The organism is Dietzia sp. B32 (genome assembly GCF_024732245.1).
Taxonomy (GTDB): domain Bacteria; phylum Actinomycetota; class Actinomycetes; order Mycobacteriales; family Mycobacteriaceae; genus Dietzia.
This window is the reverse complement of sequence record NZ_CP093845.1, coordinates 2778660-2798364: the sequence shown is the minus strand read 5'-3', so window position 1 is coordinate 2798364 and position 19705 is coordinate 2778660. Positions and strand designations below refer to the sequence as shown.

17 protein-coding genes are annotated in these 19705 nt (G+C 72.5%); 4 read left to right on the top strand and 13 right to left on the bottom strand.

Going from position 1 to position 19705, the window contains the following annotated elements:
* Positions 1–39 precede the first annotated feature (39 nt).
* Complete coding sequence (locus L8M95_RS13225; RefSeq protein ID WP_260486579.1) at positions 40–1611, top strand: adenylate/guanylate cyclase domain-containing protein; 1572 nt, start codon at positions 40–42, stop codon at positions 1609–1611.
* 9 nt (positions 1612–1620) lie between these two features.
* Here the strand turns inward: L8M95_RS13225 and topA are convergent, their stop codons facing one another.
* The 3 genes from topA to L8M95_RS13210 all read right to left on the bottom strand — a co-directional run bounded on the left by topA (position 1621) and on the right by L8M95_RS13210 (position 6914).
* Positions 1621–4599 carry a type I DNA topoisomerase gene (topA, locus tag L8M95_RS13220; RefSeq protein WP_260486578.1) on the bottom strand — a complete coding sequence of 993 codons (2979 nt, stop codon included), beginning with the start codon at positions 4597–4599 and terminating at the stop codon, positions 1621–1623.
* A gap of 133 nt (positions 4600–4732) precedes the next feature.
* Positions 4733–5311 (bottom strand): alpha/beta hydrolase, encoded by a 579-nt coding sequence (locus tag L8M95_RS13215; RefSeq protein ID WP_260486577.1) that lies wholly within the window; start codon positions 5309–5311, stop codon positions 4733–4735.
* Positions 5235–6914: an alpha/beta hydrolase gene (locus L8M95_RS13210; protein WP_260486576.1), complete on the bottom strand. Its 1680-nt coding sequence runs from the start codon at positions 6912–6914 to the stop codon at positions 5235–5237. The genes L8M95_RS13215 and L8M95_RS13210 overlap by 77 nt, the downstream gene beginning before the upstream one ends.
* A 243-nt stretch (positions 6915–7157) precedes the next feature.
* On the opposite strand from L8M95_RS13210, the gene L8M95_RS13205 reads away from it, so the two are divergent.
* Positions 7158–9161 carry a 2-oxoacid:acceptor oxidoreductase subunit alpha gene (locus tag L8M95_RS13205; protein ID WP_260486575.1) on the top strand — a complete coding sequence of 668 codons (2004 nt, stop codon included), beginning with the start codon at positions 7158–7160 and terminating at the stop codon, positions 9159–9161.
* 24 nt (positions 9162–9185) lie between these two features.
* A complete protein-coding gene (locus L8M95_RS13200) occupies positions 9186–10256 on the top strand; it encodes a 2-oxoacid:ferredoxin oxidoreductase subunit beta (RefSeq protein ID WP_260486574.1) in 1071 nt (356 codons plus the stop codon).
* Between the two features lie 41 nt (positions 10257–10297).
* On the opposite strand, the gene L8M95_RS13195 is transcribed toward L8M95_RS13200, so the two are convergent.
* From L8M95_RS13195 to L8M95_RS13185, 3 genes are all read right to left on the bottom strand, one after another.
* The gene (locus tag L8M95_RS13195) at positions 10298–11083 is read right to left on the bottom strand and encodes an NRDE family protein (protein WP_260486573.1); all 786 of its coding nucleotides are present in this window, start codon (positions 11081–11083) and stop codon (positions 10298–10300) included.
* Positions 11084–11124: 41 nt separating this feature from the next.
* A complete protein-coding gene (locus tag L8M95_RS13190) occupies positions 11125–11712 on the bottom strand; it encodes a hypothetical protein (RefSeq protein ID WP_260486572.1) in 588 nt (195 codons plus the stop codon).
* An 86-nt stretch (positions 11713–11798) separates the two neighbouring features.
* Positions 11799–12002, bottom strand: coding sequence for a cold-shock protein (locus tag L8M95_RS13185; RefSeq protein WP_260486571.1), 204 nt, complete (start codon positions 12000–12002; stop codon positions 11799–11801).
* 199 nt (positions 12003–12201) lie between these two features.
* On the opposite strand from L8M95_RS13185, the gene L8M95_RS13180 reads away from it, so the two are divergent.
* Entirely contained in the window at positions 12202–14547 is a 2346-nt protein-coding gene (locus tag L8M95_RS13180; protein WP_260486570.1) for a DEAD/DEAH box helicase, read from the top strand.
* A 47-nt stretch (positions 14548–14594) separates the two neighbouring features.
* Here L8M95_RS13180 and L8M95_RS13175 read toward each other — a convergent pair whose 3' ends face one another.
* The 7 genes from L8M95_RS13175 to L8M95_RS13145 all read right to left on the bottom strand — a co-directional run bounded on the left by L8M95_RS13175 (position 14595) and on the right by L8M95_RS13145 (position 19463).
* A complete protein-coding gene (locus L8M95_RS13175) occupies positions 14595–14912 on the bottom strand; it encodes an Rv3654c family TadE-like protein (protein WP_260486569.1) in 318 nt (105 codons plus the stop codon).
* A 131-nt stretch (positions 14913–15043) separates the two neighbouring features.
* Positions 15044–15406: a TadE family type IV pilus minor pilin gene (locus tag L8M95_RS13170; RefSeq protein WP_260486568.1), complete on the bottom strand. Its 363-nt coding sequence runs from the start codon at positions 15404–15406 to the stop codon at positions 15044–15046.
* Positions 15403–15582 (bottom strand): DUF4244 domain-containing protein, encoded by a 180-nt coding sequence (locus L8M95_RS13165; RefSeq protein WP_396119799.1) that lies wholly within the window; start codon positions 15580–15582, stop codon positions 15403–15405. The genes L8M95_RS13170 and L8M95_RS13165 overlap by 4 nt, the downstream gene beginning before the upstream one ends.
* A 150-nt stretch (positions 15583–15732) precedes the next feature.
* Positions 15733–16392 (bottom strand): type II secretion system F family protein, encoded by a 660-nt coding sequence (locus L8M95_RS13160; protein WP_260486566.1) that lies wholly within the window; start codon positions 16390–16392, stop codon positions 15733–15735.
* Positions 16389–17276 (bottom strand): type II secretion system F family protein, encoded by an 888-nt coding sequence (locus L8M95_RS13155; protein ID WP_260486565.1) that lies wholly within the window; start codon positions 17274–17276, stop codon positions 16389–16391. Before L8M95_RS13155 ends, L8M95_RS13160 begins: the two co-directional genes overlap by 4 nt.
* Positions 17273–18457, bottom strand: a complete 1185-nt coding sequence (locus L8M95_RS13150; RefSeq protein WP_260486564.1) for a TadA family conjugal transfer-associated ATPase — start codon at positions 18455–18457, stop codon at positions 17273–17275. The genes L8M95_RS13155 and L8M95_RS13150 overlap by 4 nt, the downstream gene beginning before the upstream one ends.
* Positions 18447–19463 (bottom strand): chromosome partitioning protein, encoded by a 1017-nt coding sequence (locus tag L8M95_RS13145; protein ID WP_260486563.1) that lies wholly within the window; start codon positions 19461–19463, stop codon positions 18447–18449. Before L8M95_RS13145 ends, L8M95_RS13150 begins: the two co-directional genes overlap by 11 nt.
* Between the last annotated feature and the right edge of the window lie 242 nt (positions 19464–19705).

Here is a 19705-nt window from a genome sequence, read left to right as displayed (position 1 = left end):
GCGTTCCCGGGATGACCGGCGCGAACTAGTCTTGGACCGATGGAACGCTGGGTCAGGTTGTTCAGGTGGCTGTGGGCCACCCCCTGGCCCGTCTATGCCCTGACGATGGTCCAGGCCAACATCATCGGCGCGGTCTTCGTCTTCTCGTTCCTGCGGTTCGTCCTGCCGATGGACCGGTTCCTGGACCTCGACGAGTTCCGCTTCATCAACCAGAGCCTGTTCATCGGCTACCTCGTCCTGGCCTTCGTGGGCGGCGTCATCGCCTCGACGCTGCTGCTCCTGCCGGTGCTGAAGGTCGACAGATCGGGCGGGGACTTCGACGGCGCCATCCGCCGACGCACCCTGCGACTGCCGTTCCACCAGGCGCTCATCTCGGGCGCCATGTGGATCATCGGGACGCTGCTCTTCGTCGCCGTCAACGTGAGCCACTCCCCCCGTCTCGCCCTCATCGTCGCGGTGACCAGCATCCTCGGCGGCAGCACGACCTGCCTGATCTCCTATCTCCAGGCCGAACGGATCATGCGCCCGATCACGGTCCGCGCCCTGTCACGTGGGGTTCCGGAGAACCGACACGTCCCCGGGGTGCGGCGCCGGATCTTCCTGGGGTGGTCGCTCACCACCGTCATCCCGATCGCCGGCATCCTGCTCATCCTCACCGGGCACTGGTTCGGCCTGTTCGGCGACGACCCCGGGCTCATCCTCGTCGCGCTCGCCGTGCTGGCCAGCGTCGCCGTGATCGCGGGCGCGATCGGTATGGGGTTGGTCTCGGACTCGATCGCCGACCCGGTGCGGGAGATGCAGGCGGGCGTCAGCCGCGTCAAGCAGGGCGACCTCGAGACCCGGGTGACGATCTACGACAGCTCCGAGATCGGTCGACTCGCCCAGGGGTTCAACGAGATGGTGACGGGCCTCCAGGAACGCGAGGCCATCCAGGACCTGTTCGGCCGGTACGTCGGCGAGGACATCGCCCGCAACGCGCTCGAGCGGGGCACGGAGCTCGGCGGGCAGGAGCGTCAGGTCGCGGTGCTGTTCGTCGACCTCACCGGATCGACGGAGTTCGCGGCCTCGCACGAGCCCGCCGAGGTCGTGTCGGTCCTCAACGAGTTCTTCCGGATCGCGGTCGAGTCCGTCGACACCAACGGCGGGTATATCAACAAGTTCCAGGGAGACGCCCTGCTCGCGGTCTTCGGGGCGCCGCTGGAGGTGGACAACGAGGCCGGTCGCGCGCTGCGTGCCGCGCGTGCGCTGCAGAGTCGGCTCACGGAGCTGGCCCCGCTGACGGCGGGGATCGGCGTCTCCTACGGCACCGTCATCGCCGGGCACATCGGCCACGCCAAACGGTTCGAGTACACGGTCATCGGCGACCCGGTGAACGAGGCCGCCCGCCTCACCACGCTGGCCAAGATGGAGCAGGGGCACGTCCTGGCCTCGGCGGCCACCATCCACCGGGCCGACGCGCCCGAGGCGGCGCGCTGGGTCCTGGGTCGCAGCGTGGAACTGCGGGGCCGGGGGATCATGACCCAGCTCGCCCGTCCCCTGCGGGCCACCCTCGCGGACCGGTGGCAGGCGGGCGCGGTCGCGCTGCGACCGGCCGAGGACCAGCCTCTCTGACCCCGTGCCTCAGCGGCGCGCGGCGGCCGTCTTCTTGGCCGGCGACTTACGGGCCGGCGCCTTCTTCGCGGGGGCCTTCTTCGGCGGCGACTTGGCCCGCCGCTCCGAGAGCAACTCCGAGGCGCGCGCGTCCGTGAGGCTCTCCACCGTGTCGCCCTTGCGCAGGGAGGCGTTGGACTCGCCGTCGGTCACGTACGGGCCGAAGCGGCCGTCCTTGACCAGCATCTGCTTGCCGGAGACCTCGTCGACCCCCATCTCACGCAGCGCCTTGGGGGCGGCGGCCTGCCGGCCCCGACGCTTCGGCTCGGAGTAGATCTTCACCGCGTCCTCGAGCGTCACGGTGAACACCGCGTCCTCGGAGTCGAGGGTCCGGGAGTCGGTGCCCTTCTTGAGGTACGGCCCGTAGCGACCGAGCTGGGCGGTGATCTCCTCGCCACTCGTGGGGTCCACACCCACCACGCGGGGCAGCGACAGGAGCTTGAGCGCGTCCTCCAGCGTGACCGTGGACGGCTCCATGGACTGCATGAGCGAGCCCGTCCGGGGCTTAGGCCCGGTGGGGCTGTCCGCCTCCTTCTTCGCCCGGCGGGTCACGGCGGCCTTGGCCTTGGTAGCGGCCTTCTTGGCCTCGGCCTTGGCGTCGTCGTCCTTGGCGGCGGCGATCGCGGCGTCGCGGTCGGCGTCGATCTGCTTCTTCTCCGCCTCGGCGTCGGCGAGGACCTTCTTGGCCCAGGCGGCCTTCTCGGCGTCGGTGGCCTCGGGGAGCTTCTCGGTGACGTAGGGACCGTAGCGCCCGTCCTTGACGACGATCTCGTGTCCGGTCTCGGGGTCCACGCCGAGCGGACGGCCGTCCTGCGGGGTCGAGAAGAGCTTCTCGGCCACCTCGAGCGTGAGCTCGTCCGGGCTCATGCCTTCGGGCAGATTGGCACGCTGGGATACCTCGGTGCCGTCCTCCCCGGCGACCATGCGCTCGAGATACGGACCGTAGCGGCCGACCCGGACGTGGACCGGGCGCCCCTCGGAGTCGTCGAACACGCGGATCGAGTTGATGCTGCGGGCGTCGATGGCCTCGAGGTTGACGTCGACGAGGTTCTTCAGCCCCACGGCGTAGTTGGCGTTGTCCTCATCGGCCGAGCCCTTGTCGGCGCCGAAGTAGAAGCGCCGCAGCCAGTCGTCGCGGTTCTCGCGGCCCTCGGCGATCGCGTCGAGCTCGTCCTCCATGAGGGAGGTGAAGTCGTAGTCGACCAGCCTGCCGAAGTTCTGCTCGAGCAGACCGACCACGGCGAACGCGACCCAGCTGGGGACCAGCGCGTTGCCGCGGACGTAGACGTACCCGCGGTCCTGGATGGTGCGGATGATGCTGGCGTAGGTCGACGGGCGACCGATGCCCATCTCCTCCATCGCCTTGACCAGGCTCGCTTCGGTGTAGCGGGCCGGCGGGCTGGTGGTGTGGCCGTCGGCGACCAGGTCGGTGCCGGTGAGCTGCTGCCCCTCGTCGAGGCGGGGAAGGCGCCGCTCGGCGTCGTCCGCCATCGGCTTGTCCGAGGATTCGGAGGACTCGTCGGCGGCCTCGACATAGGCCTTGAGGAAGCCGGGGAACGTGATGGTGCGGCCGGAGGCGGCGAAGGTGGCGCGCTCGTACCCGGAGGCGTTGTCACCGGCGTCACCGCTGATGCGGATGCTGACGGTCGTGCCGCGCGCGTCGGCCATCTGGGAGGCGACCGTGCGCTGCCAGATGAGCTCGTAGAGCCGGTACTCCTCGGCGTCGAGCGCACTGTGGAGCTGACCGGGGGTAGCGAAGGTCTCGCCGGCGGGCCGGATGGCCTCGTGGGCCTCCTGCGAGTTCTTGACCTTGCGGGTGTACTGCCGCGGGGTGGGTGAGACGTAGTCGCTGCCGTACAGCTCCGTGGCCTGCGCGCGGGCCGCGGCGATGCCGCCCTCGGACAGGGTGGTGGAGTCGGTACGCATGTAGGTGATGTAGCCGTTCTCGTACAGCCGCTGCGCGATCCGCATGGTGCGCTCGGACGTGTACCGCAGCTTGCGGCCGGCCTCCTGCTGGAGGGTGGAGGTCATGAACGGCGCGTAGGGGCGCCGTGTGTACGGCTTGGACTCGACGGAGTCGACGACGAACTCGGCGCCGGTCAACGCGTCGGCCAGCGCCCGGGCCGCCGGTTCGGCGAGGACGACGGAGTCCTTGGCCGCGCCGGTGGACTTCAGACGCCCGTCCTGGCCGAAGTCGCGGCCCTGCGCGACCCGCGCGCCGTCGACGGCGGACAGTCGCGCGGTGAAGCTGCGAGGCTCGCCGGCGTCCCCGCCCGCGGATCCCCGGGTGGCCAGGGTCGCGGTGATGTCCCAGTAGTCCGCGGCGACGAACGCCATCCGTTCGCGCTCACGCTCGACGATCACGCGGGTGGCCACCGACTGCACGCGGCCCGCCGACAGCCGCGGCATGACCTTCTTCCACAGCACCGGCGAGACCTCGTAGCCGTAGAGGCGGTCGAGGATCCGGCGGGTCTCCTGGGCATCGACCAGGTCGGTGTCCAGCTCGCGGGTGTTCTCGGCCGCGGCGAGGATCGCGGGCTTGGTGATCTCGTGGAACACCATCCGCTTGACCGGGACCTTGGGCTTGAGCACTTCGAGCAGGTGCCAGGCGATCGCCTCACCCTCGCGGTCGGGGTCTGTGGCCAGGAGGAGCTGGTCCACGCCGGCGAGTTCCTTCTTGAGCTCGGCGACCTTCTTCTTCTTGTCGGCACTGACGACGTAGATCGGTTCGAAGTCGTCGTCCGGGTTCACGCCGAGACGCGCCCAGGGTTCCTTCTTGTACTTGGCCGGGATGTCGGCGGCGCCCTTGGGGAGGTCGCGGATGTGCCCGACCGAGGCCTCGACCACGTAGTCCGACCCCAGGTAGGGCTGGATCTTGCGCGCCTTGGTGGCGGACTCGACGATCACCAGGCTCCGCTTACCGCCCGATGTTGTCTTCTTGCTCGCCACTGGAGTGCTCCCAACCTGCGCTGATCCGTCGACGACGCCTGTCACCGACCACCGGTCCCGGCTACGGTACGCGTGCCGGGGCCCTTCTATAGGAATTCATACCAGGCGGGATGCCCCCGACGAGAACCGCGCGCTACCAGGGAACAGGCTCCGGCGCGGCCGGCAGGTGCAGCCCACCCACGGTCTCCCCCGTGCGGAGGTACCGCAGGACCACCCCGTCCACCTCGGGGTTCCCGTACCCGAACAACGCGTGCTGGACGCCCCGGACGCGGACCAGGACTCCCCCGGTCGCCTCCGCGGTCAGACGGGCCGGCCCCGGGGGCGTGAAGGGGTCCCCGTCGGACTGCAGGACCAGTGGGCGGACCGCCCCGGCGGGGGCCCGGGTCGCGGGTGGGGCCGACGCCGCGGGGAACGGACACGCCAGCGCCCGGTGCCGGAGGTGGTCGACGGTGTCCCCCGAGCTACCGAGCCGTACCGCGAGGTCGAGTGCCGACTCGACCCCCGGCTCCGGCGGGGTCGTGTTCTCGGCGCACCGGAGTATGCCTATATATGTGTCCCGGTCCGCGGTGGTCACCTCGTCGTCGTCGTCGTCATACTCGTCGTCACCGTCGTCGTAGACGGCGGCGCCGGGCCCGTCACCGGGGCTCGCCCACCGGAACCGGGCCCGGTACGGGACGCGGGGTGTCGAGATACTGCCCCGGCGCCACCTCACCGGTGCGCAGGTAGTGCAGCACCACGTCGTCGACGGCCTGGTTGCCGCTGTCGAAGTGGCAGTGCACGGTCCCCCGGATCCGGACGAGCGTGCCGCCGGTGGCCGTCGCCGTCCGCGGGCCCAGCAGGCCGGGCGTGTTGGGGTCGTGGTCGGACTGCAGGATCAGCGGCGCCGCGCCCATCTCGTTGGCCTCGATGCGCGGCGGGACGGCCGAGGGCGGGTACGGGCAGTAGGGCGTCTGCTCGGTGAGCGCCCAGACGTCCTCGGTGGTGCTGCCCGCGGAGTCGCTGCTGCCGATCTGCGCCGCGGCCACCAGGTTCGTGCGGGGAGCGGCGGTCTCGTTGCAGTTGAGGATCGTGAGATACGTCTGCTGGTCGGAGGTCAGGGTGGGCCTGGCGTTCTCCTCCTCGAGCTGCGCCTCCAACTCCTCCGGTGTCGCGGCGACGGCCGCCGCGCCGTGCAGCTTCTCCGCGATGGCCGAGGCGATGTCCGGCCACGCATCGGGGTCCCTGCTGTAGTTGTCGAGCAACCGGAAGTAGCCGACGGCGTCGTCCGGCATGGCGTCGAACGCCCCGGTCGAGGCGAGGGCCGCGTTCTCCGCCCGCACCGAGCCTGTGCTCAGGACATCCAGCGAACCCGTCGCCGACGACCCGGTCGACACCGACCCCGGGATGGCGTCGCCCGGCTGCGCGGGAGGCGGCAGGAAGCGGGTCGCGGCCGCCCCCTCGGACAGGTCCAGCTCGTGGATGCGGCGGTACACCTTCAGCGGCGTGTCGCCGAGCCCGTACACCTCGTCGTACTCGGCGATCCACGCCAGGACGTGATCGCGGGCCTGGTGCCGGTTCGCCGCCTGGAGTCGGTGGAACTCGTACCACCAGGTGTCGGTGGGGCCGACCGAGGAGTCGAGGACCATCCGCTCGATGCTCTGCGGAAACAGCGTCTGGTACATCATCCCGATGGCGGTGCCGTAGGAGTAACCGAGGAAGGAGATGGTCTCCAGCCCCATGCGTTCACGCACGATCTCGTGGTCCCGGACCACGTTCTCGGTGGTGATGGAGCGCACCAACTCCGGGTCCGTGTCCATGCACGCCTCGGCCGCGGTGTTCAGGTCGACGACAGCCGGGGGGTTCCCCTCCGGGGACTGCTCCGGCAGGCATTCGAGCGCGCCCGACCCCTCCAGTCCGCGGGGTTGGACGGTCACCAGGTCGTGGGTGCGGCGGATCTCGTCGATCGCCGAGTCGTCGTCCCTGTCGAGCGCGGTGTACCAGAGGGTTCGTGCGTCGCCGCCCGGGCCACCCGGATTGGCGAACAGGGCGCCCTCGCGCCCGCCCGTGGCGATGATCTTGCGGACCTCGACCCCCACCGTGCGTCCGCCGGGGTCGGCGTGGTCGACGGGGACGTCGACCGAGGCGCACAGGACATCGGCGCGGGGGAGGCCGTGGGCGGTGTCGTCGGGCGAGTCCGCGGGGCACGGGGTCCACACCACGGTGTCAACCCCGGTCAGGGTGGGAGCGACCGAGGGCGCGGTCGAGGCCTCGGGCGGGAGGACGACGACGAGGGCCGCGGCCGCGGACACGACCGCACCCCGGATGAGCGTATTCATGATGACGAGTTTCTCATCTGTAGTGCTCGCCGGTTCAGCTTCCCCTGGCAGAGGGGGCCGACTGGCAGGGATAGACAGATCGGTCTAGGCTTAGTGTAGACGCCACGACGTGGAACTGGAACCTGTTACAGTCCGAGAACACGATCGCGGCCGTGGGCCACGCCGAAATCGGCGTACCGTCGATGGCTGAACGGGAGCCGCGACTCGCCCCGACTCATCACGATTCTCTGGAGGTCAGCACCGGTGGGCAATGCGTCCAAGACCAAGCTGGACAAGGTGGTCATCCGCATTGCGGGTGACTCGGGTGACGGCATGCAGCTCGCCGGTGACCAGTTCACCTCCGAGGCGGCCGCCTTCGGAAACGACCTCGCGACCCAGCCCAACTACCCGGCCGAGATCCGGGCCCCCCAGGGCACGATCCACGGTGTCTCGAGCTTCCAGATCCAGATCGCGGACTACGACATCCTCACCGCCGGTGACCGCCCCGACGTACTGGTGGCGATGAACCCGGCGGCCCTCAAGGCCAACATCGGGGACCTGCCCTCGGGCGGGATCCTCATCGTGAACTCCGACGAGTTCACCAAGCGCAACCTCACCAAGGTCGGCTACGAGTCCAACCCGCTCGGCTCCCCGGCGTTCGAGGCGTTCCAGGTGCACGAGGTCGCGATGAGCACGCTGACGATCGGCGCCGTCGAATCAGTCGACATCGGCAAGAAGGACGCCGAGCGCTGCAAGAACATGTTCGCCCTCGGGCTGCTGACGTGGATGTACGGACGCACGGTCGACTCGATCGAGAACTTCCTCAAGGACAAGTTCGGCAAGAAGCCGGCCATCCTCGAGGCCAACATCCTCGCGCTCCGGTCCGGCTGGAACTACGGCGAGACGACCGAAGCGTTCGCGTCCGAGTACGAGATCGCCCCCGCCACGCTGCCCGAGGGCCGCTACCGCCAGATCACCGGCAACACGGCGATGGCCTACGGCCTGGTCACCGCGGGCAAATCCGCCGACATGCCCGTCTTCCTGGGCACCTACCCCATCACCCCGGCCTCGGACATCCTGCACGAGCTGAGCAAGCTCAAGCAGTTCGACGTGACGACCTTCCAGGCCGAGGACGAGATCGCCGGCGTCGCCGCCGCACTGGGCGCCTCCTACGGCGGGACCCTGGGGGTCACCTCGACCTCCGGTCCCGGTCTGGCGCTCAAGTCCGAGGCCATCGGCCTGGCCGTGATGACCGAGCTGCCGCTGGTGGTCATCGACGTCCAGCGTGGCGGACCCTCGACGGGCCTGCCGACCAAGACCGAGCAGTCCGATCTGCTCCAGGCCCTGTTCGGCCGTAACGGCGAGTCCCCCGTCGCGGTGATCGCCCCACAGTCGCCGGCTGACTGCTTCGAGATCGCCCGCGAGGCGGCCCGGATCGCGGTCACCTACCGGACCCCGGTCATCGTGCTCTCCGACGGCGCGATCGCCAACGGCTCCGAGCCGTGGCTGCTGCCCGACGTCGCCGACCTGCCGAGGATCGACAAGAACCTCGCCAAGGCCCCCGCCGCCGACGGCGAGGGTGACGACGGGGCGACCGCCTCCGAGTACCTGCCGTACGCCCGCGACCCGGAGACGCTGGCGCGCGACTGGGCCGTACCGGGTGAGCCGGGGCTCGAGCACCGCATCGGCGGGCTGGAGAAGGCCAACGGCACCGGCAACATCTCCTACACCGCCGACAACCACGACCTCATGACCCGGACCAGGGCCCTGAAGATCGCGCTCATCGACGTGCCCGACCTCGAGGTCGACGACCCGTCCGGCGACGCCGAGGTGCTCGTGGTGGGCTGGGGCTCGTCCTACGGGCCCATCGGCGAGGCCGTCCGCCGCGCCCGTGCCAACGGCCACCGCGTGGCCCGCGCCCACGTCCGTCACCTCAACCCGCTGCCGCACAACATCGGCGAGGTGCTCGCGCGGTACCGCCGGATCCTCGTGCCGGAGATGAACCTGGGACAGCTCGCCATGCTGCTCAAGGCCCGCTTCCCCGCCGATATCCAGCCCGTCACCAAGGTGCACGGCATGGCGTTCTCGGCGGAGGAGCTGCAGACCGCCATCGAGTCCGAGTTCGCCGGCCGTCTCACCCACACCGAGCACGACAAGTACCGCCTGGCGCTCGACGGGGTCATCACCACCACCGGCGAGCCCGCGGCCCGCAACCGGCGGATCGGCCACACCGCCACCGGCACCACCACCGCCAACCGAACCCGCTGACCTGCGAGCGAGGAGAGGAACCCCATGACCACCACCGAACCCGGCCTCGTCGGCAGCCCACTGCCGCTGGACGCGTTGGCGTCCGTGCCCAAGACGGATGCACCGCAGAAGCCCAAGGACTACACCTCCGACCAGGAGGTGCGTTGGTGCCCCGGCTGTGGCGACTACGTCATCCTGGCCACCATCCGCGCCCTGCTGCCCAAGCTCGGTCTCAAGCGCGAGAACATCACCTTCATCTCCGGCATCGGCTGCTCGAGCCGCTTCCCGTACTACCTCGAGACGTACGGGATGCACTCGATCCACGGCCGCGCCCCGGCCATCGCGACCGGGCTGGCCACCGCGCGCCCCGACCAGTCGGTCTGGGTCGTCACCGGTGACGGCGACGCGATGTCCATCGGCGGCAACCACCTGATCCACACGCTGCGCCGCAACGTGAACCTGAACATCCTGATGTTCAACAACCGGATCTACGGGCTGACCAAGGGCCAGTACTCGCCCACCTCCGAGCCGGGCAAGGTGACCAAGTCCAGCCCCATGGGCTCGTTGGACCACCCGTTCAACACCCTGTCGCTGGCGATCGGCGCCCAGGGCACCTTCATCGCCCGCGCCCTGGACTCCGACCGCAAGGGCCTGACCGAGGTCCTCGACGCGGCCGCACGCCACCGCGGCACGAGCTTCGTGGAGATCCTGCAGGACTGCCCGATCTTCAACGACGGCTCCTTCGACCTGCTCCGCAAGGAGGACGCCGGGGACCACCTCATCCCCGTGCGCCACGGCGAGAAGATCATCTTCGGTGACGACGGCCAGCACTGCGTGATCCGCTCCGGGTTCTCGCTCAGGGTCGCCGCCACCGCCGAGGTCGACGAGGCCGACATCGTGGTCCACGACGCCCACACCGACGACCCGACCTACGCCCACGCGCTGGCCAACCTGTCCAGCCAGGACCTCGAGTACACGGTCACCGGCATCATCCGGCAGGTCCGACGTGAGACCTACGACGACCTCGCCCGCGAGCAGGTCGCCGCCGCCAAGGAGACCGCGCCCTCCGACCTGCAGGCGCTGCTCGACGGCGGAAACACCTGGACCGTCGGCTAGATCCGCACCCGCACACCCGTCCCACGGGGGCGGTCACCGGCTCAGATGCGCCTGGTGAGCGTCCCCGTGATGCGTCCGCGGGCGTCCCACGTGCGCTCGACCACGTCGGCGGTGCCGTGCTGGTCGACGCGCACGGCGGTGGTCGACCGGGTGCCGTACCGCCGACCGATGCGGACGAACCGCGCCGACAGGCGCCATTCGTGCGCCAGCGGTACACCCGTGCGCGGCATCTTCCACGGTGCCGCGGGGCGGCGGTCGGCCAACACGTCCAACAGTGCCCCGGACCAGTCCGGGTCCTCCATGACGTCGGTGCCCACGAGCGTCCTCACGTCGCGGACCGCACCCACCACCTTGGGCCAGGGAGTGTCCAGCGAGGCGTTCGACAACCCGTGGACACCGGTGCCGAGGGCAACCGGGCCGCGGGTGGACCGGTTGGACGCCCACCACATCCGGTCGAGGTCCCCGGCCAGGAGGTTGACGCCTCCGTAGCGATCGAGATCGTCGACGACGTGGTGGGCGAACTCCGTGACGGGCACCGGCCCGGTGAGAGCGTCGATGGGCAGCCCGCCCCGCGAGGCGGCTGCGGGGAGCACAGGTCCGGGCTCGCGGACGTTGGTCACCGCCGAGAACCGCCCGCCCGACCCCACGGCCAGCCAGGTTCCGCCCGCGGTCACGTCCCGGCCGGCGACGATCCCCCCGGCTCCGCCGCGGTCGGGGGTCCACTCGTGCAACGGCTCGGTGGGCCGACCCAGTACCTCGTCCCTGTTGGCCACCACGATGAGGGGATAGTGAGGGTGGACCCGACGGGCGACGACCAACATGCACATACCCCCACGGTACTTCGGGCGGCGGCAGGGGCGCGGTGGCGTCAGCCGGGCCAGTGCTCCGGCGGCACCCCGGCGGGCGCCGCCCCGATGCTCTGCGCCAGTCGCGCGCGGGCCCGCGCGGTACCGAGCCGCAGCAGCGGACCACCGCCCTTGCTGCCGACGTAGGTGGTACGGATCCCGACGCGGTCCAGGGCCGCCCGGAGGGCGTCGCGTCGGGGTGCGTGGTGCTCCATCGCGGCGTCGATGCCCAGCTCGACAGCTCCCCCGTCCGTGACGTGGCCGGCGGTGAGCACCCAGACGCGCAGCGCGCCGGCGGAGGGCGTCCATCCGTCGGGAACCGCGGTGACCGCACCCCGACGCCAGCGGCGCACCACCGGGGCCAGGGACGGACTACGCGCGGTGGACACCGTGCAGCGACCGTCCGGACCCGCATCCGAGCGGATCGGGTCGAGTCCCGCCTCCATCAGGAGCGCCTCCAGAGCGTCCGCCCGCCACGCCGCGTCGAGGGCCACCGACACCTGCGCCAGGTCGCCCGCCAGGGTGGACTGGCCCCGGGCGGCCAGCGCGCCCTCCAGGTCCGAGGGCTCCGGGACGTGGTCGTCCGCGGCGAAGAACGACAGCTGCGTCACGCATCAGAGACTACGGTCGACCCCCGACACGTCGCGAGGCCCCCACCGCACACGGTGGGGGCCTCGCCGAGATCGACCGGAACTTCTCAGATCGCGCGGACGTCCTGGGCCTGCGGGCCCTTCTGTCCCTCGCCGACCTCGAACTCGACGCGCTGGTTCTCCTCGAGCGACTTGAAGCCCGAGCCCTCGATGGAGGAGTAGTGGACGAAGAGGTCGGCGGAACCGTCCTCAGGGGCGATGAACCCGTAGCCCTTCTCCGCGTTGAACCACTTGACGGTGCCCTGTGCCATTTTTGATGTGTTCCTTTTCCGTACTGCCAGGTGCGACTCGCGGGATGGCCACGCGTGTCGGGCCGGCGCCCCCGACCACGGGGTGTCCGCGGGCGATGATGACGACCGGGTCCAGTAGATCACGACGACAGCCCGAGGAGAACAGATCCGGGGCAGGCCGTTCCGGCGCGGTGGTCGATCCGCCCTCTACGGTCGAGGGGTGACGACTTACGGACGCGAACTCCTGGGCCATCTGCTCGAGCAGATTCCCGCCGGGGCGTCGCCACTCACGCACGCCGTCGACCTGCCCGCGCGCGAGGCCCGGTACGCCGACTGGCCCTCCTGGGCGCACCCCGGTCTGGTGCGCGAGCTGCGCGGCCGCGGGGTCGACCGACCGTGGGCCCACCAAGTGGCCACCGCCGAGCACGCCCACGCCGGCCGGAACGTGGTGGTCGCGACGGGGACCGCGTCGGGCAAGTCCCTCGGCTACCAACTGCCCGCGCTCAGCGCGCTGGCGGCCGATCGCAACGCCTGCGTGCTCTACCTGGCTCCGACCAAGGCACTCGGGCAGGACCAGCTGTCGTCCGTCATCTCGCTGGTGGACGCCGTGCCCGAGCTCTCCCACGTGGCTCCTGCCTCCTACGACGGCGACACCCCGACGGACGCCCGACCCTGGATACGGGAGAACTCCCGGTGGATCGTCACCAATCCGGACATGCTCCACCTGTCACTTCTCGGCCGGGCCCGGCAGTGGACACGGATCCTGCGGGGGCTGCGCTTCGTCGTCGTCGACGAGTGTCACTCCTACCGGGGGGTGTTCGGCTCCAACGTCGCCCTCGTCCTGCGCCGGCTCGACCGCCTCGCGCGGGCGCTGGGCGCCGCACCGACCTTCATCCTCGCCTCCGCCACCACCTCCGATGCCGGTGCCGCCGCGACGACCCTCGTCGGCCGCGACTGCGTCGAGGTCACCGACGACGCCTCCCCGCAGGGCGGCCGGACCGTCGCCCTGTGGGAGCCGCCGCTCATGGAGGGCCTGTCCGGCGAACACGGCGCGCCGGTCCGGCGGCCCGCCCCGGTCGAGGCGTCCGCACTCATGGCGTCCCTCGTCGCGGAGGGCGCGCGGACCCTGACCTTCGTCCGCTCACGGGCCGGCGCGGAGTCCACCGCGCTGCGCGCCCGCGAGCGGTTGGTGTCCGAGCACGGTGAACGCGGCCGCGAGCTGGCCGGACGAATCGCCGCCTATCGGGCCGGGTACCTCGCCGACGACCGCCGCGCCCTCGAACGCGGCCTCGCCGACGGCGAACTCGTGGGGGTCGCGTCCACCTCGGCACTCGAGCTAGGGGTGGACATCTCCGGGCTCGACGCCGTGGTCAGCGCCGGGTTCCCGGGCACCATCGCCTCGTTCTGGCAGCAGGCCGGGCGCGCCGGCCGCCGGGGGCAGGGCGCCCTGGTGATGCTGGTCGCGCGCGACGACCCGCTGGACACCTACCTCGTCCACCACCCCGAGGCACTGCTCGGCCGCCCGGTCGAGGCCACCGTCACCGACCCTCGCAACCCCGTCCTGCTGGCCGGGCAGTTGCGGTGCGCGGTGAGCGAGCGGCCCATGACCCACGACGAGGCCCGCGCCTGGGGCGCGACCGAGGTTCTGGAACGTCTCTCCGACGACGGCCTGGTGAGGCGCCGGCCCGCCGGGTGGTACCCGGCCGCCGACGACCACACCCCGCACTCCGAGGTCGACATCCGTGGCACGGGCGGGGCCGAGGTGGTGATCGTGGACGCCGTGGACGGCCGCATGCTCGGCACGATCGACTCCGTCCGGGCGCGCTCCCAGGTCCACCCGGGGGCGCTCTACCTGCACCAGGGCGAGTCGTTCATCGTGGACGAGTTGAACCTCGAGGACGGACTGGCACTGTGCCACCCGGAGGTCCCCGAGTGGACGACCAGCGCACGTGAGCAGGTGTCGATCGATCTGGTGCAGACACTCGAGTCGGTGCCCGCCGGCCCCGTCACCCTCTCGCTGGCCGACGTCGAGGTGACCACCCGCGTCACCGGGTACCAACGACGACTGCGCGGCGGCGAGATCCTCGATGTGACCCCGCTGGATCTGCCCGCGACCACACTGGCCACGCGGGCCGTGGTCTACACACTCACCCCGCAGCTGCTGCGTGTCGCCGGTCTGGAGGAGGCGGACTGGCCGGGGGCGCTGCACGCCGCCGAGCACGCGGCGATCGGACTGCTTCCGCTGGTGGCGACGTGCGACCGCTGGGACATCGGAGGTGTATCGACCGCCCTGCACCCGGACACCGGGCTGCCCACGGTGTTCGTCTACGACGGCTATGCCGGCGGCGCGGGATTCGCCGAGCGCGGCTTCCGGCGCGCCACCTCGTGGCTGGGGGCGACGCTGGCCGCGATCCGCTCCTGCGAGTGCGAGTCAGGGTGCCCGTCCTGCATCCAGTCACCCAAGTGCGGCAACGGCAACGACCCGCTGTCCAAGCCGGGGGCGATCGCGCTGCTCACGGAGGTGGTGGGGCAGCTGTCCACGCCGGCACCCGGGTCGGCCGCGTAGGCGGGGCGGCGGGGGCGGCCGTCGCGGCGGGGCGGCGGGATGACCCGTCAGACCGGCCCCGCCCGGGCCACGGCCGACGCCGACCGCGCCCCGAACACCCCGAGATCCACACGGACCTCCGCTCTGGCCACCACGTCGTGCCCGTCGACCCGACACACCGACAGCTCCGCCCGGTTCGCGTCGGCGATCCCGGACGCCGCCGCGCACGGGTCCTCGCCCGCGCGCAGCGCGTGCGCGCCCGCCAGCGCGGCCAGGTCCGCGGCCGCCCGGGCGGCGTGCCCGGCCACGGTCGCCCTGCCCACCAGCAGCACCGCAACCGCCAGAGCCAGCACGGCGGCCACGGCGAAGGCGGTCGTGACGGTCATGACGCCCTCGTCGTCGTCGAGGTCGACCGGCCGCCACCCACCGCGGCGGGACACCGCCCCGGCGCGGCGGGGTGGCGACGACCCAGTGATCCCGGTCCTCTCGTGGCCGGCGCGGCCGGGCCAGGCGCACGTCATCCCACCGCCCCCGGCTCGGTCCGCGCGACCGCCCGGCCGCGGAGCTCGACGCCCGGCAGACCACGCGCCGGCGCCACGACCACGGCCGTGACGAACGATCCGCCGCCGTCCACCGACACCTCGGCGCCGGGTGACACGGCCTGTCCGGCCGCCACCCCGTCGCCCGGGCCGGTCATCGCGGCCACCCGCGCGGCCTCCCGCGCGGCATCGACCACCCGGATCTGCGTGAGTGCCGCGCCGGCCCCCGCGGCGGCGACACCGACCACCATGACCAGGGAGGCGATGCCGAGGGCCGCCTCCACAGTCACCGAACCGTCGTCACGGGCCGTCTCCGCACGGAGCCACCGCCGCACCGTCACACCGACGTGTTGAGAGCCTGTTCGATGATCCCGCCGAGGGCGTCGGGGATCGAGTCGCCGCTGACGACGGTGTACAGGACGGCGCCGAACGCGGCCGCCGCGATCGTCCCCACCGCGTACTCGACAGTCGACATCCCGGCATCCGCGCTGTTCACCGTGCTGAAATGTCGTCTCAGCGCTGTACGTGTCCGAGCGACCAGTGCGCCGGTCGAGACGAGGGCACGAGCGACGAGCGGGGTCGTGGGGTTGGTGTTCATCTGGGTTCTCCTTCTTCGGTGACCGGGGCGGTGTCTCCGCCCCGGAATCGGTGTGGCCGCGGGGTCCGCTCACGGGAGGACCCCCGGCAGCATCCCGTCGGCGAGTCCCACCACGACGGGGAGCACTCCCAGGCAGACGAACGCCGGGAGGAAGCACAGGCCGAGCGGGCCGGCGACCATGACCGCGGCCCGCTCGGCGCGGGCGGTGGCCGCGGCGTCGGCCTCGGATCGCATTCGATCGGCGGCGTGCTCGAGGGCGGCCCGTACCGACCCGCCGCCGTCCGTCGCCCGGGTCAGTACCGAGGAGATCGGGGCGAGCCGTGCGGCGCCCGGAACCTCACGCCAGGCCTCGGCCGGGGTGGCGCCGAGCCGCATCCGTGCCGCCGCCGCCCGCAGCGGGAGCGCCGAGCCGGGATCTGTGCGGTCGACCGCGTCGGCGACCGCGGCCAGGGCGTCGGGTGCGGGCAGACCTGCCAGGAGCGCGACCGCGAGCAGGTCCAGCAGCTGGGCGAGGGATCCGGTGTCGGCGGGGACGGCACGTCGGCGGGTGATCCGTGCCATCGAGGCCATCGGCAGCGGGAGGAATGGCACCCCGGGCCGATCGCGGCCTCGGACCCGGGGCCTCGAGACGTGGGAGAGGTGGCGGAGGGCGTCCAACCTGCCGGCGGCGCGGGGACGCCACGGCGCCACGCACACGGCGACGGCGAGCAGCAGGACGGTCGCGGTCATCGGGCGGCACCGCCGGCGATGCGGTCGGTCCACAGGAGCCCCGCGGCCAACAGGACGGCCCCGGCCAGGCACAACACCCCGCCGAGTGCGCCGTTGCGGAGCACCCCGAGAGGGTCGGCTCCGAAGCCGGATCCCAGGAGGACGCCCAGCCCGGGGAGCGCGGTGAGGATGACGGCGGTGGCGCGGGGTCCGGCGAGGGTGGCGTCGACGCGGAGGGCCCGCTGCCGCCGCGAGGCGACGTCTGTTCGCAGTCCGTCGACGACGTCGGCCAACACCACCCCGTGTCGCGTGGCGAGGAGCCAGGCACCGGCGAGTTCGCCGGCGACCCGGTCCCCTGCCGGCGAGTCCCCTCCGACGGGACGGAGGGCTACGGCGACGTCACCGCCCAGGCGGGCGTGGGACCCGGCCGCGGTGAGGATCCCGGCCACCTCCGGGTCGTGTGCCCCCGCCGCGTCGGCAGCCTGCCCGAGGGCGTGACCCGGCCCGGCTCCGGCCCGCAGGGCGGAGGAGGTGTCGTCGAGCGCGCGTTCCCAAGCCCCCAGCCGCGCGAGACGCTGCCGGCGCTCGGCCGCGCGCCCGTGCAGGTCGGCGGCGGTACCGCCCAGCACCGCGGCCGCGCATGCATGGAACGGACCCGCCCCCACCAGCGCGACGGTGCCCGCGGCCAGGGGCCACAGCACCCCGGCCGGCACCCGGGCGAGGGCCGCGCGAAGTCCGGCGGCCCGGGCCCGAACGCCCGGATCCCCGGGCCCGACGGCGTGGCGGCCCGCCCCCGTACCGTCACGGGCCGGACCGCCCTCGTCCACCAGAGCGCTCAACCGGCGCGCCGCCATCCCGCCCGGCCACGCCAGCAGCGCGGCCGCCAGGAACAGCGCGGCCGTCACGGGACCCGCTCCCCGAGCAGGGCATCCAACCCCGCGCGACCGGGGACCTCTCCGCCGTCGGCGCGCCAGGCCGGGTCCACGACGATCCCGTGCGCCTCGCGTCGCACCACCCCGATCGAGTCGACGACCCGCTGCCCGTCGGGTTGGCGGCGCATGCCCACCACCACACGCAACGACGCCGCCACCTGCGCCGACAGCGCCGCCCGGTCGAGCCCGCCCAGCGCGCCGAGCGCCTCGAGTCGGGCGGGCAGCTCCGTGGGCGAATTGGCGTGGACGGTGCCGGCACTGCCGTCGTGTCCGGTGTTCAGGGCGGCCAGCAGGTCGGCGACCTCGCCGCCGCGCACCTCCCCCACCGCGATCCGGTCCGGACGCATCCGCAGCGCCTGCCGGACCAGGTCGGCCATGGTCACCTCGCCGGCGCCCTCCACGTTGCCGTGCCGCACCACGAGACGCACGACGTGCGGGTGCGCGGGCCGGAGCTCAGGGGAATCCTCCACGCACAGCAGCCTCTCGGCCGCCGGGACCAGCCCCAACAGGGCCGCGAGCATGGTGGTCTTGCCGGAGCCGGTCCCGCCCACCACGAGGTACCCCACCCTGGCGTCGACGAGTCCGCGCAGCAGCGCCTCCGCCGAGGGTGGAACCGTTCCCGCCTCAACCAGCCGGTCGAAGGTCACCTGAGCCGGCCGCGACACCCGTAGCGACAGGCAGGTACCGTCCACGGCAACCGGCGGCAGTACCGCGTGCAACCGCCACGCCATCCCGTCACGGGAGCGCACCACCCCGTCGGCCCAGGGGCGGGCGTCATCGAGCCGCTGACCGGCCCGCCCCGCCAACCGCACCGCCAGGGATCGCAGCTCGGCCTCGGTCGGGACCGAGACCTCCGTCTCCTCCAGTCCACGTCCGCGGTCCACCAGCGCCGGCCCCGGCCCGTCGACCACCACGTCGGTGACCCCGGGGCTCGCCAGGAGCTTCTCGAGCGGCCCGGCCCCGGCCAGGTGTTCGCGGACCAGCCGGGCGGTCCGCAGCAGGTCGAGGTGCCCGTGGAGGACCCCCGACTCTGCCCGCACCGCGCGGACCACCTCGTCGGGCTCGGGTTCGACGCCCAGCCCGGCCAGTCGCGCACGCACCCTGTCCACCAGGTCGACCGACGGCGTGGCCGGGCCCGGATCGTCACCGTCCATCGAGACCCACCTGCTCCAGCAACACGTCGGCAACCGCGGCCAGTCGTCGCACCCGGCCCGCCCGCCCGCGGTGGAGCGCGGTCCCCAGGTCACCGGCGCCCGCCGCGCGGCGCACCGCTGCGATCTCGGGCAGGACGAACCAGCGCCTCGCCCCGGCCGCGTCGGCGACGTCTGCGGCGTGCAGGGGATCGGCGCGTCCGGTCCTGATCACCAGGACCGCCCCGGGCGCCTCGTGCACCGCGTGTCCGGCGGCGACCGCGCCCGACAGGTCGGCCCTGGTGACGACGACGACGAGGTCGGCGCCGGCCGGCGCGGGCCCGCCGTCGGCGAGGCCACCACGATCGCTGACCACCAGTCCCCCGGCTTCCCGGTGGGCCTGCATCGCACCCGGGGCGCCATCACGGACGGGGGCCGGGTCGGCCGGGGCGGGTCGGCGCCTGGACCGCGCCAGGACGCCGAGCCCGGGCAGGGCCTCGGGAACCGCACCCCACAGAGCCTCCGGGTCCGGTCCCCCCAGGTCGGCACGCACGTCCTCGACCCGCAGTCCGGGCCGGTCCTCGGCGCCCAGTAGGAGATCGACGCCGGTGCCGTGCGGGTCCGCCTCGACCAGCAGGGTCCGGATGGACGGGGCGGCCCGCACCGCGAGGGCTGCCGCCAGGGTGCTGGCCCCGCACCCGCCCACGGCGCCGGCCACCTCCACCAGCGGCCCCGACCTCGTCGGTGCCGGCGCGAGCAGCATCCCCACGAGATCGCCCGTACCGGACGGCAGACGGACCACCTCGTCGTCGTCGTCGCCCGGTTCGCGGTCCGATCCGATCCGCACGACGCGTGACCCACCGACCCCCGCCATCGGGTCGGCGCGATCGGTGACCACCACCTCGCCGTGCGCCCCGCCCGCGGGGTCCGTGTCCAGGGCCAGGGCGGCCAGCACGGCGCGCACGTCGGCGTCCAGGTCGGGGTCGGTGACGTCCACCGCGACGGATCGCGTTCTCGTAGTCGTGTTCACGGGGCCCAGCCTCACCCACCGACCCGGCCGACACCGCCGCCGAGGGGGCCCGCGGCGGTCGGGCTGTGGAGGGGGACGGGGCTGTGGAGAACCCGGCTGACTCGTCACCGCCGTCGCACGCAGCATGAGTGGCGGCCGCGTGCGAGACACGTTCGGAAATGCAAGAGACCGCGGCAGGGGGGCGCCGCGGTCTCTTAGAAGTGCCAGTTCTAGGGGGGATGAACTGACACCTAGGGGGATGC